General features: G+C 68.1%; 12 protein-coding genes and 4 pseudogenes. 14 read left to right on the top strand and 2 right to left on the bottom strand.

Annotated elements, in window-relative coordinates; translation table 11 throughout:
* Nucleotides 1-95, bottom strand: a pseudogene (locus tag Q1A87_RS21295) (IS5/IS1182 family transposase); the annotation flags it as partial.
* Nucleotides 96-132: 37 nt separating this feature from the next.
* Here Q1A87_RS21295 and Q1A87_RS21290 point away from each other — a divergent pair.
* A pseudogene (locus Q1A87_RS21290) lies at nt 133-654 on the top strand (DDE-type integrase/transposase/recombinase); the annotation flags it as partial.
* 423 nt (nt 655-1,077) lie between these two features.
* On the opposite strand, the pseudogene Q1A87_RS21285 reads toward Q1A87_RS21290, so the two are convergent.
* Nucleotides 1,078-1,366 (bottom strand): annotated as a pseudogene (locus Q1A87_RS21285) (transposase); the annotation flags it as partial.
* A 408-nt stretch (nt 1,367-1,774) separates the two neighbouring features.
* On the opposite strand from Q1A87_RS21285, the gene Q1A87_RS21280 reads away from it, so the two are divergent.
* The 13 genes and pseudogenes from Q1A87_RS21280 (at nt 1,775) to Q1A87_RS21220 (ending at nt 14,235) form a co-directional block, all read left to right on the top strand.
* On the top strand, nt 1,775-2,509 hold the full coding sequence (locus tag Q1A87_RS21280; RefSeq protein WP_299656230.1) for a universal stress protein: 735 nt from the start codon (nt 1,775-1,777) through the stop codon (nt 2,507-2,509).
* Between the two features lie 53 nt (nt 2,510-2,562).
* Nucleotides 2,563-2,955 (top strand): cytochrome c, encoded by a 393-nt coding sequence (locus tag Q1A87_RS21275; RefSeq protein ID WP_299656227.1) that lies wholly within the window; start codon nt 2,563-2,565, stop codon nt 2,953-2,955.
* A 912-nt stretch (nt 2,956-3,867) separates the two neighbouring features.
* The gene (gene fnrL, locus Q1A87_RS21270; protein WP_299656225.1) at nt 3,868-4,599 is read left to right on the top strand and encodes a transcriptional regulator FnrL; all 732 of its coding nucleotides are present in this window, start codon (nt 3,868-3,870) and stop codon (nt 4,597-4,599) included.
* Between the two features lie 89 nt (nt 4,600-4,688).
* Complete coding sequence (gene ccoN / locus Q1A87_RS21265) at nt 4,689-6,299, top strand: cytochrome-c oxidase, cbb3-type subunit I (protein ID WP_299656222.1); 1,611 nt, start codon at nt 4,689-4,691, stop codon at nt 6,297-6,299.
* Between the two features lie 5 nt (nt 6,300-6,304).
* A complete protein-coding gene (gene ccoO / locus Q1A87_RS21260; protein WP_299656219.1) occupies nt 6,305-7,141 on the top strand; it encodes a cytochrome-c oxidase, cbb3-type subunit II in 837 nt (278 codons plus the stop codon).
* 10 nt (nt 7,142-7,151) lie between these two features.
* Nucleotides 7,152-7,355 (top strand): cbb3-type cytochrome c oxidase subunit 3, encoded by a 204-nt coding sequence (locus Q1A87_RS21255; RefSeq protein ID WP_299656216.1) that lies wholly within the window; start codon nt 7,152-7,154, stop codon nt 7,353-7,355.
* Complete coding sequence (gene ccoP / locus Q1A87_RS21250; protein ID WP_363323043.1) at nt 7,348-8,355, top strand: cytochrome-c oxidase, cbb3-type subunit III; 1,008 nt, start codon at nt 7,348-7,350, stop codon at nt 8,353-8,355. Before Q1A87_RS21255 ends, ccoP begins: the two co-directional genes overlap by 8 nt.
* A gap of 93 nt (nt 8,356-8,448) precedes the next feature.
* Nucleotides 8,449-10,161 carry a 4Fe-4S dicluster domain-containing protein gene (locus Q1A87_RS21245; protein ID WP_299656214.1) on the top strand — a complete coding sequence of 571 codons (1,713 nt, stop codon included), beginning with the start codon at nt 8,449-8,451 and terminating at the stop codon, nt 10,159-10,161.
* Nucleotides 10,151-10,609 carry a FixH family protein gene (locus tag Q1A87_RS21240; RefSeq protein ID WP_299656211.1) on the top strand — a complete coding sequence of 153 codons (459 nt, stop codon included), beginning with the start codon at nt 10,151-10,153 and terminating at the stop codon, nt 10,607-10,609. The genes Q1A87_RS21245 and Q1A87_RS21240 overlap by 11 nt, the downstream gene beginning before the upstream one ends.
* Nucleotides 10,606-12,717, top strand: coding sequence for a heavy metal translocating P-type ATPase (locus Q1A87_RS21235; RefSeq protein ID WP_299656208.1), 2,112 nt, complete (start codon nt 10,606-10,608; stop codon nt 12,715-12,717). The genes Q1A87_RS21240 and Q1A87_RS21235 overlap by 4 nt, the downstream gene beginning before the upstream one ends.
* On the top strand, nt 12,714-12,896 hold the full coding sequence (gene ccoS, locus Q1A87_RS21230; protein ID WP_299656205.1) for a cbb3-type cytochrome oxidase assembly protein CcoS: 183 nt from the start codon (nt 12,714-12,716) through the stop codon (nt 12,894-12,896). The genes Q1A87_RS21235 and ccoS overlap by 4 nt, the downstream gene beginning before the upstream one ends.
* A complete protein-coding gene (locus Q1A87_RS21225) occupies nt 12,893-13,081 on the top strand; it encodes a hypothetical protein (RefSeq protein ID WP_299656202.1) in 189 nt (62 codons plus the stop codon). Before ccoS ends, Q1A87_RS21225 begins: the two co-directional genes overlap by 4 nt.
* A gap of 93 nt (nt 13,082-13,174) precedes the next feature.
* Nucleotides 13,175-14,235: pseudogene (locus tag Q1A87_RS21220) on the top strand (IS481 family transposase).
* Nucleotides 14,236-14,638 lie beyond the last annotated feature (403 nt).

The following is a 14,638-nucleotide window of genomic DNA, read 5'->3' as shown; positions in this document are numbered from 1 at the left end:
TCGAACCAGACCGTCAGCGACCCGCGCTCACGCAGCGATGCGTTGTAGGCGGACCAGTTCAGAGTGCGGTAGCGGGTAGGCGCGGGCTTAGACATGTCGCCCAGCTATGCAGCTGGACTCGCAATGTGAATCCCAAGCAGGCTTTGCGCAACAAGGCCTCCGATGGCGCGAGGCTTCATCTATCTCGCCGCTGTTTTGGACTGATCACCCGCCGCGTCCTGACATGGCGCGTGTCTATCACGCTGGAGGCGGATTTTTGCATCGAAGCAGTTGAGGAAGCCTTGGCGCGCCATCTCGTCCCCGAGATCTTCAATACGGATCAAGGAAGCCAGTTCACATCGACCGAGTTCATTAATGTGCTGGCCGCCTGCGAGATCAAGATCAGCATGCCCCTTGGTGATTGCTTGCAATCACCTGCCGGTAACAGACGGCCAGGGAGCCTGGCGCGACAAGGTTTTCGTCGAACGCCTCTGGCGAACCCTCAAATACGAGGAGGTCTACCTGCGGGCCTATGCAAGTGTCCCGGGGGCCCGTACCTTCATCGGCCGCTACCTTGGCTTCTACAACAGCCGCCGACCCAATTCAGCGCTTGACGGAAGAACGCCCGATCAGTCCTACTTCGGCCAGCCGATGCCCGAAACGGTGGCGGCGTAACCGAGGCGGAAAACCACTTAGCGAACGCCCGGAACCTGTTCAAATGAACCGAACCACCTCTTTGCGCGGCCGCGCCGACGATGACAGCCGCCTTAAGGGATACAGGATCGGCTGACAGCGCGGAGCTAACAGCCCCCGACCTGCGAGTGGTGGAAGGAAGATGACCTGACAGTCGATTGGCATCCCGCAAACCTCCGGGACAAAATTGCCCAGGCTGCGATGTGCGTCATCCTGTCAGGAGGCCAGCCCCTCCATGAGGATCGGGATGCGCGGATCGCCATCTTGGCCGCGGACGCAACCACGGACCGACATGCCGGATGCGTTTGTGCAGTCTGATCCCGCCAGCGTCCGAATAGCGCTTGCAACCGGGGCGGGCCATACGTTCGCCCCGATGGACGCGGCGTCCATCGAGGCACGGGATCAGTCTAGCTTGCCTGCGCGGGTTGAGCCGTTCGAACAGGACGCGGTGCCGCCGGTCCCACATCCCGGCGGCTCGCCAGTCCCGCAGCCGCCAGCACGTCATACCCGAGCAGCCGAACACCTCGCGCGGCGGCATCCCCCACGCCATGCTCGAGCGCAGGACGAAAACGAACCCACGCAGGGCATCTCGATCCGGTACACGCGGACGACCACCTTTCGGCTTGGCTGGCCCCTCGGGCAGCAGCGGCGCAACCATCGCCCACATCTCATCCGTCACAAGCCCATCTCTTATGACCAAAGAATCCACTAGAAGACGATCAGTTTCGTTAGGCGCTCTTAGGACAGTCGTCGCAGCAGCGAGGCGCCTTTGTCCTTGGCCAATTTTAGTAGCGTGATAGTTCCTTCTCCCTCGTCGACATATCTACCTTATTGGGAGGTTGTCCGATGAACCCGACCGCCGCTGCCAATCCATCCCCCTCTCTCGATCGGGCCTACGCCGCCTCGAATCCTTTGATCTTCATCAAAGACGCGCTTTCGGGTGACGCAGATGGTCGTCCGGCCAGATCCGGGAGCAGCCGACATGCGTAACGTAACGATCCTTCTACTCTTGGACACCGAGGCCCGGCCAGGGGATCTCGGTCTGCTCTCGGAAAGCGTCCGAGAGTCGGGTGCCCACCTGTCCGTTGTGATCCTTGGCTCGATGCCCCAGTTGCCGGTCTATGCCTACGGTGCGGGGGAATACGGCGCCCTCGCGCTTCCTCAGAACTGGATGGACGATGTCAAGGCCAGCCGCGAGCAGTTGCAGGCGCAGGCCGACGTACTGCGGGACGAACTCGCGCGACAGGATTGCAGCGCCGAGGTAGAGGTCCTCATGGCAGAGCCGGCGGCCCTCGGTGTGGCAATCGCCCGGCGAGCCATGACCTGTGACCTCGTGCTGGCCTGCGACGCAGTCCGCAACAGTACGAACGCCGCGGGCCGGGCGGTGCAGGCCGCGCTCTTCCAGATCCCGGTGGGCCTGATGATCAACGGCATGCGGAAACCCGGCGCGTTGCAGCCGAAGCGTGTCCTTCTGGCCTGGAACTCGGGTCTGCCGGCCGGCCGCGCCGCCCATGCGGCCCTGCCGCTCCTCCGGGCAGCGGAGGACGTCACCGTTGCGGTCTTCGATCCGGTCGCGACACCACTGCGCGACGGCGAGAACCCCGGCTCAGACATGGCGCGGTGGCTCAGCCGTCACGGCTGCAAGGTCGACGTGCAGCAATATCCCAGCGGGGGGGTCGAGATCGGCCGGGCCATTCTCGACCGTGCCCGGGAGTTGCGGGCCGACCTTGTGGTGATGGGGGCCTGGGAGCATTCTCGGATGCGTGAGCTGATCCTCGGCGGTACAACCCGGACGGTGATGGCGCAGAGCGAGATGCCAGTGCTCCTTGCGCATTGAACGCGCATGACCAAACCTGCACCGTCGTCCTCTGATGCAGAAAGGCTCCCCTCATGCGCCTCGCCCCATTAATGCTCGCCACGTCGTTTCTCCTGACGGCCTGCCAGACGAACGATCGCCTCCCGACGGAGGCGGATATCGACGCCTCCCGCGGGAAGGCGCTCTTCGCAGCGAGTTGCACGGGGTGTCACGACGATGACGGAAGCGGCGGGATCGGACCTGATCTGACCGGACTCTCGGCTCGGGCGGGCGGGACGTTCCCCGAGGATTACGTGATGGCGACGATCGACGGGCTGGACCGGCACGGCGATCCGGAAGCGGTCATGCCGGAGTTCGGCGCGCAGGGTCTCGGCGACACGGTGATCGTCGAACATGACGGGCTCGGCACGCCGGTCCCGGCCGATCTGCTCGCGCTCACGGCGTTCCTGCGGAGCATCCAGGATTAACGATTCGGTGTCGGTCCTGCTCCTGTCAGACAACAGGCTGTGACGTCCCTCCGGCACCGCGTTGCGCGAAATGAGCGATGCCGATCGCCCGAAACCTAACCTTGTGGAGCCGGTCCGACGCGCGAGCCGCAAGGTCGAGCCGTTGCGCGGCGTCGGGCGGGTCGGCCTCCCGGATGATCACCTGCTGTTTCGATATCCGGGGCCCATGCGCGGAACCGTAGAGCGCGTGCCGCTCGGGTTCGAGCCCGGGCACCCATCGATCGTGTAATCGAGGCTCGCCAGAGTCTGCCGCGGCAATCTGTTGAGCAGGTCGAAATAGATGCCCGCCACGCCCCACGCCTACAGACCCCGCACCGCCGCCGCCTGCGCGTCGAAGCGGCGTGCATCGGCTTGGTTGGGTCGACCTCGATTGAGGAGACCTCCGCGCCGGGGACACACGGGAAAGCGGCGCCGATCATCGCGAAGAGGCGGCGCCGCAGGAATGCCGGCCTGCCGCCCCCCACATACAGGTGCTCGATCGTCACGCCGCCCGGAAGCGGTGCCGCGACCAGCGCGATTTCCGCCTGGGGCGCGTCGAGATAGGGCGCAAGTGGATCCTCGGTGTCGACTTCTTGAGTCCGGCGGGCGCAGAACCAGCAGAGCCACCGGCAGAACGGGATGTGGACGTAGAGCGAGGTCCGTGCGCCCGCCGGAACGTAAGCCATCCAGTCGCTCGGTATGTCGGGTCCGACCGCATCGGAGAACTGCGTCGCGGGTGGATAGCTCGTGTAAAGGGACGCGCGGGCCGCGAGGGCGCGGGCGGTGAGCCTCGCGTCGGAAATGGTCCCGCCCTGCCGGCCTCGGCCCCCGTCGCCTTGATGCAGGTCAATGGACGTGACACCTTGCCTGCCTTTACCGCCGGAGAGTCCAGCCATGTCACGTATCGACCTTTCGCTCGCGACCGTCGATTGCGCTGCCTGTCCGATCCGGCACCGAGCCGTCTGCGCGTCTTGCGAGGGCGAGGATCTCGCCCGCCTTGCAGCCATGAAGTCCTACCGCACCTGGAAGGCGGGCGAGACGATCGTACTCGAAGGGCAGGCGCTGTCCTTCGTCGCGTCCGTCGTCGAGGGCTGCGCGACGCTCACCCGCTCCCTCGAGGACGGACGGATGCAGATGGTGGGGCTTCTGATGCCCTCGGACTTCGTCGGCCGTCCCGGCCGGACCACCGCGCCCTACGAGGTTACCGCTGCGACGAAGGTCACGCTCTGCATGTTCGACCGGCGGGCCTTCGAGCGGATGATGACGGAAACGCCGCATCTTGCCGGGCGGCTGCTGGAGATGTCGCTCGACGAGCTCGACGCGGCGCGGGACTGGATGCTGGTCCTCGGCCGCAAGACCGCGCGCGAGAAGGTCGCGACGCTGCTCGCGATCATCCTGCGACGGGCCCCGACCGCAGCCCGGCCGCTCCGTGCGGAGCTGCCGCTCACCCGCGAGGCGATGGCGGCCTATCTGGGCCTCACGATCGAGACCGTCAGCCGGCAGATGACCGCGCTCCGCAAGGACGGGCTGATCCGCCTCGACGGTGCACGGGGTATCCTCTGCGAAGATCTCGCCGCGCTCATCGCCGAGGCCGGCGACGACGGCGACGGCGCGCTGCTGACCTGAGCCGGATTTCTTCGTCGGTTTGATCTCGATCAAGGCCGCCGCCCGAACCGGCATGCCACCGGTCCCGCGACGATCGGGAAAGGATTGGCATGTCGGATTATCTCAAGCTGGTCGGGTTCGGCCTGCTCGCGTTCCTGGCCGCGATGGGGGCGGACTGGGCGCGAGACCCGGCCTATATGCTCCATGCGATCATCGTCCTCGTCCTTTCGGCCTCGGCCTTCCTGTGGACGCTTCGGACGATGCCGGCCGACGGGGTTCCGCGCGCCCCGCGCCCCGCGCCTGGCGGTTACATGGACGGCCCCGTCCGCGCGGGCGTGATCGCCACCGCGTTCTGGGGCGCCGCGGGCTTTCTGGTGGGGACCTGGATCGCCTTTCAGCTGGCCTTCCCCGCGCTCAACATCGAATGGGCACAGCCCTACGCCAATTTCGGTCGCCTCCGCCCGCTCCACACGTCGGCGGTGATCTTCGCCTTCGGCGGCAATGCCCTGATCGCGACCTCCTTCTACGTGGTGCAGCGCACATGCGGCGCGCGGCTCTGGGGCGGCAACGCGGGCTGGTTCGTGTTCTGGGGCTACAACCTCTTCATCGTGCTGGCCGCGACCGGCTACCTGCTCGGTGCGACGCAGTCGAAGGAATATGCCGAGCCGGAATGGTACGTCGACATCTGGCTTACAATCGTTTGGCTGGTCTACCTCGCCGTGTTCCTCGGCACGATCGTCAGGCGACGCGAGCGGCATATCTACGTCGCCAACTGGTTCTATCTCGCCTTCATCGTGACCGTGGCGATGCTGCACGTGGTCAACAACCTCTCGATCCCCGTCAGCATCTGGGGCTCGAAGTCGGTGCAGGTCTTCGCCGGCGTGCAGGACGCCATGACCCAGTGGTGGTACGGTCACAACGCCGTCGGCTTCTTCCTGACCGCGGGCTTCCTCGGGATGATGTACTATTTCGTCCCGAAGCAGGCCGAGCGACCGATCTACAGCTACAAGCTCTCGATCATCCACTTCTGGGCGCTGATCTTCCTCTATATCTGGGCGGGGCCGCACCACCTGCATTACACCGCCCTCCCCGACTGGGCCGCGACGCTCGGCATGGTGTTCTCGGTGATCCTGTGGATGCCCTCCTGGGGCGGCATGATCAACGGGCTGATGACGCTCCAGGGGGCGTGGGACAAGATCCGCACCGATCCGATCATCCGGATGTTCGTGGCCAGCCTCGCCTTCTACGGCATGTCGACCTTCGAGGGGCCGATGATGTCGATCCGCGCGGTCAACTCGCTCAGCCACTACACCGACTGGACCATCGGCCACGTCCATAGCGGCGCGCTCGGCTGGAACGGACTGATCACCTTCGGCGCGCTCTACTTCCTGACGCCGCGCCTTTGGGGCCGCAGGCAGATGCACTCGGTCGCCGCGATCAACCTGCACTTCTGGCTCGCGACGCTGGGGATCGTCCTCTACGCGGCCTCGATGTGGGTCTCCGGGATCATGGAAGGCCTGATGTGGCGCGAGGTCGATGCCAACGGCTTCCTCGTCAACGCCTTCGCCGACACCGTGTCCGCCAAGTTCCCGATGTACGTGGTCCGCGCCCTGGGCGGCGTCCTCTACCTCGCGGGCGGGCTCGTCATGATCTGGAACATGTGGCGGACGATCCGCGCCCCCGACGCGCGCCCCGTCCTCGCAGCCACCCCCGCGGAGTGAGACAGATGAGCAAGGACCCCCAGAGCCCCGATTACAATCCCGCCGACGACCCCAAGGTCGTTACCGCCGAGGAAGCCGTGCGCGAGGGCGACATTCCCAACGAACTGCCGCCGGAGACGAAGACGATCACCTTCCACCAGCGGCTCGAGCGCAACGCGACGCTTCTGCTCGCGGCGAGCTTCGCGGTCGTCACCGTCGGCGGCGCGGTGGAGATCGCGCCGCTTTTCTGGCTGGAGAACACGATCGAGGAGGTGGAAGGGATGCGCCCCTATTCCCCGCTCGAGCTGGCCGGGCGCGACATCTACATCCGCGAGGGCTGCTACACCTGTCACAGCCAGATGATCCGGCCGATGCGCGACGAGGTGGAGCGCTACGGGCATTACTCGCTCGCCGCCGAGTCGATGTACGACCACCCGTTCCAATGGGGCTCCAAGCGCACCGGGCCGGACCTCGCCCGCGTCGGCGGCCGCTATTCGGACGAATGGCAAGTCGATCACCTGACCGACCCGCAGAGCGTGGTGCCCGAAAGCATCATGCCGAAATACGCCTTCCTCGCCGATACCGAGATCGACTCCACCCATATCGGGGAGCTCGTCGAGACCCATGCGATGGTGGGCGTGCCCTATACCGAGGAGATGATCGCGGCGGCCGAGGCCGATTTCCGCGTCCAGACCGACCCGTGGGGCGACATCGACGGCCTGCTCGAACGCTATCCCGGCGCGCAGGTCCGCAATTTCGACGGGCTGTCGGCGACGACCGAGATGGATGCGCTCATCGCCTACCTCCAGATGGTCGGCACGCTCGTCGACTTCTCAACCTTCACCCCGGACGACAGCCGCTGAGGAGGCGACGATGGACACCTATTCCTTCCTGCGCGAACTGGCCGACAGCTGGGTCCTGCTGATCCTGACCTGCATCTTCCTCGGCGTGATCGGCTGGGCCTTCCGCCCCGGCTCGCGGGACCTGCACGACGACGCGGCGGCGGTGCCGTTTCGCCACGACGAGGCCGCGCCGCAACGCCTATCCGGACCCGAGGGAGCGCGCCGCGATGTCTGACCGAAAGGAAATCGACGAGGCCACGGGAACCGAGACCACCGGCCACGACTGGGATGGCATCAAGGAGCTGAACACCCCCCTGCCCCGCTGGTGGCTCTGGACCTTCTACGCCACCGTGGTCTGGGGCGTGATCTACACGATCCTGTTCCCCGCATGGCCGATGGTCTCCGGCGCGACGGTGGGCCTGCTGGGCTATTCCACCCGCGCGGAGGTCGCCGCCGAGGTGGAGCGCGTGGCGCTTTCGAACGCGGAGCTGACCGAAAGCCTCGCCACCATCGACCTCGGCGTGCTGGAGGAGAACGCGGCGCTGCACGACTTCGCCGTCGCCGCCGGCGCCTCCGTGTTCCGCAACCACTGCTCGCAATGCCACGGCGCGGGCGCGGCGGGCGTGCAGGCCGGGGGCTATCCGAACCTGCTCGACGACGACTGGCTCTGGGGCGGGCAGATCGAGGACATCGCCATCACCGTCCGCCATGGCATCCGCAACGAGGAGGATGCCGGCGCCCGCTTCTCCGAGATGCCGGCCTTCGAGGGCATCCTCACGGATGAGGAGATCGCCGCCACCGCCGCTTTCGTGCGCGGCCTGTCGGGTCTCGACCACGACGCGGCTTTGGCATCGGACGGGGCCGAACTCTTCGCGCAGAACTGCACCGCCTGTCATGGCGAGGACGGCCGGGGCGACCGCGAACTCGGCGCGCCGAACCTTGCCGACGCGATCTGGCTCCGCGGTGGCCGGCAGGAGGATATCGAGCGGCAGCTCCGTACCCCCCGCCACGGCGTCATGCCGCCCTGGGGCGACCGTCTGGGCGAGGCGCAGATCCGCGCCGTCGCGGCCTATGTTCACGGGCTTGGCGGCGGCGAGCGGCAGGTCGCCGCACCGGTCGACGACGCGGAGGCGGAGGCCGCGGCCGAGGTTCCGCCGGCGAGCTATCCCGCCGGGGCCGAGCCGACCCCGGCCGAAGCGGGGGAACCGCCGGTCGAACCGGTCGAGACCGACTAGGCCCCTTCCCGCACGGCCCGGCGCGCTTGATCCATGTCAACGCGCACCGGGCCCCCGTCTGCGATGGGCCGCCCATCCGATCCCGAGCCACCCATGACCGATGTCCCCCTCTTCGCCGCGCAGGAACCCGTCTTTCCGAGACGGGTTCGCGGCACGTTCCGGCGCCTGAAATGGGCGATCATGGTCGTCACGCTCGGCATCTACTACGTCACGCCCTGGATCCGCTGGGACCGGGGGCCGAACCTGCCCGATCAGGCGGTTCTCGTCGACCTCGCGAACCGACGCTTCTACTTCTTCTGGATCGAGATCTGGCCGCACGAATTCTATTTCGTCGCGGGGCTGCTCATCATGGCGGCGCTCGGGCTCTTCCTCTTCACCTCGGCGCTCGGGCGGGTCTGGTGCGGCTATGCCTGCCCGCAAACGGTCTGGACCGACCTGTTCTTCGCCGTCGAGCGGCGGATCGAGGGTGATCGCAATGCCCGCATCCGCCTCTGGAACGCGCCCTGGGACGTGCGGAAATGGCGGCTCAGGCTCACGAAATGGGCGGCCTGGCTCTCGATCGCGATGGCCACCGGCGGGGCCTGGGTGTTCTACTTTGCCGACGCGCCGACGCTGCTGCGCGACCTCGTCACGCTGGACGCGCATCCCGTGGCCTACGCCACCGTGGCCGTCCTTACCGCGACGACCTTCGTCCTGGCTGGCTTCCTGCGGGAGCAGGTCTGCATCTACATGTGCCCCTGGCCCCGCATTCAGGGCGCGATGATGGATCCCGGCACGCTCACGGTCGGCTACCGGCACTGGCGGGGCGAGCCGCGCGGCAAGGGCACGCGGCGGCGCGCCGCTGTCGCGGCGGAGGCCACGGGCGGCGGGTCAGCACGGGTCCGCTACGGCGCCGGCGCGGGCGACCAAGATACGGCCGGCGATCGCGTGTCGCGATCGGGCGAAGCTCTCGGCGACTGTATCGACTGCATGGCCTGCGTCGCCGTCTGCCCGATGGGGATCGACATCCGCGAAGGGCAGCAGATGGAGTGCATTACCTGCGCCCTCTGCATCGACGCTTGCGACGACGTGATGGCGAAGATCGGCCGGCCGCGCGGCCTGATCGACTACCTCGCCCTCGACGACGAACCGCCGCTCCGGCCCGGCGACCGCGTGGCGACCCGGCCGATGGGCTCCTCCGCGCCGGACGCGCCGGTGACGCAGGCGACGGGCATGGCGGCCACGCAATCCATCGATGGCGCCGCCCGCCCTGCCCCGCACGCTCTCGCAGCACCCGCCGTCACGACCGCCACGCCGGGTCCGCGCGATGTCGGCGACTGGCGGCCGAAGCCGATCTGGAAGCACGTCTTCCGACCCCGCACCATCGTCTACGGCGTGGCCTGGGCCGCGATCGGCGTCGCGCTCCTCGTCGCGCTGTTCATCCGGCCCGAGATCGAGATGATCGTCGCCCCGATCCGCAATCCGACCTTCGTGACGCTCTCGGACGGCACGATCCGCAATGCCTACGACGTGCGGCTGCGCAACAAGCACGGGGAGGCGCGGGACTTCGACCTCTCGCTCACCGCCCCCGACGCGCTCGCCCTGTCGATCGAGGGGACGGAGGGACGGACGGTCACGGTGCCGCCCGACGCCACGGCGCTCCATCGCGTGTACGTGGCCGCGAGGCCTGAGACGCAGACCGCGGCGGCCGGTCGGACCGACCTGCGCTTCTGGGTGGAGGACGGCATCTCCGGCGAGCGGGCGCATCAGGACAGCATCTTCAACGGACGAGGCAGCTTCGATGAGCGGACCGGCAATGCAGGATAGACCCCTTCGCGGATGGCACGTCGCCGCCATGTTCACGGGCGGCTTCGCGATCATCATCGCAGTGAACCTCGCCCTTGCTTTCAACGCCGTGTGGACCTTCCCCGGCCTCGAGACCGACAGCGCCTATGTCGCCTCGCAGCATTTCGACGCCGACCGCGCGGCGCAGGAAGCGCTCGGCTGGGACGTGACGCTCGACCACGCGGGAGGCACGCTGCGCCTCGCCATCGCCGGGCCGGGCGGCGCGCCGGTGCGGCCCGGGATCGTCACCGCCACGCTCGGCCGCGCCACCAGCGTCGCGGAGGACCGCACGCCGCGCTTCGACTGGGACGGCGCCGCGCTCGTCGCGCCTGCGCAGCTTGCCCCCGGCAACTGGAACCTGCGTCTCGACCTGCGGGCCCCCGACGGCACGCCGTTCCGCCGCCGCATTCCCCTACGGGTCCCGGGATGACCGCCCTCGCCGCCTGCCCGGCCTGCGCCGGGATCGACGTGGCCGACGCCACCCCGCGCGACGCCGCCGGGGAGGTCCACCACATCGCGCTCCCGGCCATCCACTGCGCCGCCTGCATCGCCGGGGTCGAGGGCGTTCTGGCCCGTACCCCCGGCATCCGCGCCGCGCGTGTCAATCTCGGCCGCCGCCGGGTCCGCGTCGTCGCCGATCCGGGGCGCGGCGCCGCCCCCGCCCTCGCCGCGCTCGATGCCGCGGGCTTCGAGGCGCACGAGCTCGACGCGGACGCGCTGACCGAGGCCGACCCCGCCGGCCGCCTGCTGCTCGCGCGCATCGCCGTCGCGGGCTTCGCGATGATGAACGTCATGGCCCTCTCCGTCGCGGTCTGGTCGGGGGCGGGCGACGCGACGCGGGCCCTGTTCCACTGGGTCTCGGCCGCGATCGCCCTGCCCGCGCTGGCCTTCGCGGCGGTCCCGTTCTTTGCCTCCGCCGGCGCCGCGCTTCGCGCGGGTCGGGTCAACATGGACGTACCCATCGCGCTCGCCATCGGCCTCGCCGCGGCGACCTCGCTTCACGAAACGGTCGCGGGACTGGGCGCGGATACCTGGTTCGACGCCGCGCTGTCGCTCACCTTCTTCCTTCTCGCGGGCCGCTATCTCGACCACCGCGCCCGCGCCGCCGCACGCTCCGCCGCGGCGGAGCTGACCGCGCTCGAGATCCCGCGCGCGACTTGCCTCGACGAAGGCGTCCGTCGCACGGTCGCGGTGGCCGCGATCGTCCCGGGCGACCGCATCGCGCTCGCGCCCGGCGCCCGCGCTCCCGTGGATGGCACGGCCGCGACCGCGATCCGCGTCGACCGCTCCGCGCTGACCGGTGAAGCTCTGCCCGTCCCGGTTCCCGCCGGTGGGGCAATCTGCGCGGGCGACACGATACTCGACGCGCCGCTCGTCCTTCACGCCACCGCGCGCGCGGAGGACAGCACGCTTCGTCGCATCGCCGCTCTCGTGGAGGTGGCGGAGACCGCGCGGCACCGACATTCCGGCATCGCCGACCGGGCGGCCGCACTCTACGCACCTCTTGTCCACGGGCTCGCCGCTCTGGCCTTCGCGGGCTGGTGGGCGACCACGGGGGACCTGCATCTCGCGGTCGGTATCGCCACGGCGGTCCTCATCATCACCTGCCCCTGCGCGCTCGGCCTCGCGGTGCCGGCGGTGACGGCCACGGCAACCGCACGGCTGTTCCGTCGCGGCGTGCTGCTCAAATCCGCGACCGCGCTCGAACGGCTGGCGGAGGTCGACACGGTGCTCCTCGACAAGACCGGCACGCTGACCCAAGGTGCGTTCGATGCGCCGGCGCTGGACCCGGACGCCGCCGGGATCGCCCTGACCCTTGCGCAGGCGTCCGACCATCCGGTCGCGCAAAGCCTTGCCGCCGCGCTCGCCGAATACGCGCCGGCGCCGGTGGAGGCGCTTCGAGAAGTCGCAGGCGAAGGCGTGCATGGTCGCTGGCGCGGTCGTCCCGTCTTCCTCGGTCGTGGTCCCGGGGGAACCGAACTCCGGCTGCCGGGCCGGACGATCCCGCTGCCCGTGACCGAACGGCTGCGGCCCGGCGCTGCAACGCTGATCGACGCGCTGCGCCGCGACGGCATCGCACCAATCCTCGTGACCGGCGACCGGGCCGCGGCCGCCGAAGCGCTCGGACGGCGGTTGGATCTGACCGAGATCCATGCGGGCCTGCGCGCCGAGGACAAGACAGCACTGATCCGTGACCTGCAAGCCCAGGGCGATCGCGTCCTGATGGTCGGCGACGGCATCAACGACACGGCCGCGCTCGCGGCGGCGGATGTCTCGATGGCCCCGGCCACCGCCCTCGACGCCGCGCGGGTGGCCTCGGACGCGGTGATCCTCGCCGCCGACCTTGGCGCCATCGTCGAGGCCCGCCGCGCCGCCCGGCGCGCGCTCCGCCGCATCCGCCAGAACCTCGCGCTGGCGGCGCTCTACAACGCGCTCGCCATTCCGCTGGCGCTCGCCGGGCTCGCCTCGCCGCTCGCCGCGGCGGTCGCGATGTCGGCCTCCTCGATCACCGTCGTCCTCAACGCGGTGCGGCCGTGAACGTCCTCATCGTGCTCATCCCCGTTTCCGTGGCGCTCGGCGGGCTCGGCCTCCTCGCCTGCATCTGGACGCTCCGACACGGACAATACGACGATCCGGAGGGCGATGCGGCGCGCATCCTCCTCCACGACGCAGCGTCGCCCGACCAGCGAACACCATCCACGGAGCCCCGCGAATGAAGCCCAGCTATCTGACCCGATCGGTCCTCGCCTGGATCGCCATTGCCCTGACGATCGGCGGCTTGGCCCTCACCGGCATCGCCGTGGCCGCCGATCTGGCCCCTTGGCTCATCCCGTTCGGCTATTTCACCGCGCTGATCGGCGCCGGCTTGCTGTTCGTCGGCTGGCTGCGATTGCGGGGGTAGGTCTTCCGTCCCGGATGGTCACATAGACCCTCGCCGGACCGCGCTCTTCATGGCAAGATCGATCCTGCGGGAGGTTCGGGACGGGAGGCAAGCGTGCTGATCTCTCTTCACAAGCAGGCGACGACGGCGCCGAAGATCCGGGCTGCGATCCAGACGAGCACCGAGCCGGCCTGGAAGGTGGCGGAACGCTACGGCATCTCCGAGCAGACAGTCTGGAAGTGGCGGGGCCGGAACAGCGTCGAGGACCGCAGCCACACGCCGCATCGGTTGCAGACGACGCTGACGCCGGCGCAGGATTCGAGCGTGAAGCGATCGATCCGGTGGATCGATCGTAGCGAAGAACGTGGCGGTGTCCTTGCGCAAGACCCTGCTGCTGCCGCTGGACGACCTGCTGTCTGTGGTGCATGAGTTCCTTGATCCGCACGTCTCGCGCTCCGGGCTCGACCGCTGCTTGCGTCGGCATGGGGCGGGCAACCTCCGCGCGCTGGGGCCCGTCGTGCCGCGGGCTGCGCACAAGCCCTTCAAGGCCTACGATCCGGGCTACCTTCATGTCGACGTGAAATACCTGCCGCAGATGGCTGACGAGACCCGCCGCGTTCAGGCGGCTTTCGCGGCGCCACTGGCGCCACGGTTCGCCCTCACCTGTTCGTCGCCATCGATCGCGCCACGCGACGGGTCTTCGTACGCATCTATCCCGCGAAGACCGCCGCCAACGCCCGTCGCTTTCTCCGCGACCTCGAACGCGCCGCGCCGCGCCGATGCGGATCACGCGAGTGCTCACGGACAACGGCAAGGAGTTCGCATATAGGCTCTTCGGCCTGCGAAAGCGCGCCGCCACGGGCAACCACGACTTCGACCGCCTCTGTGCCGATCTCGGCATCGAGCATCGCCTGTCCCCGCCGATGCATCCACAAACCGATGGCATGGTCGAGCGCTTCAACGGCCGGATCGAGGACGTCCTGCAAAGCCATCACTTCAACAGCGGTCAGGACCTCGAACAGACGATCCATCGCTATGTCCGCCTCTACAACGGCCAGCTCCCGCAATCAGTGCTCAAGGGCCGAACGCCCATCGACGCTCCGAAGGACTGGCAACGGCAAAGGCCGGACCTCTTCAAGAAGCGGCCGTATAATCACGCGGAATGTGACAGGTAGACCTCGGGCCGCCGTGCATGATGTCGGCTAGGTTGGCGGCCATTACCGCATTCAAATATCGCAAGCTATGGGTTGGCCGGGCTCTGTTGCGCAAATTCTAAGAGGAATCCAACTCGTTGGTCCAGCAGGATAGCTTGGATGTTTGAACGGCCCCATTTCCAACCTTTAAGACTAGCTGTTTGATCCCACGGTTTGGTGGTGCGATCCTTTCTCGGGAATGGAAGGAGGCGACATGGGACAGGTTCGTCATGGGACCGCCACGTACTGTCACCCGGCAGGCGATCTGCATGGCAAATCTGCGGGGAGGGCACGTTCGCCGTCAGAGCTGCAATACAGCGATCCACTGCCCGGCAGGGTGATGCGCAGCATGATCCCGAGAGGGGCAAGCTTCGCTCTCGCGGCT

The organism is uncultured Jannaschia sp. (assembly GCF_947494055.1).
GTDB lineage: Bacteria > Pseudomonadota > Alphaproteobacteria > Rhodobacterales > Rhodobacteraceae > Jannaschia.
The sequence above is the reverse complement of the archived record's forward strand: the minus strand, read 5'-3'. Positions and strand labels throughout refer to the sequence as shown.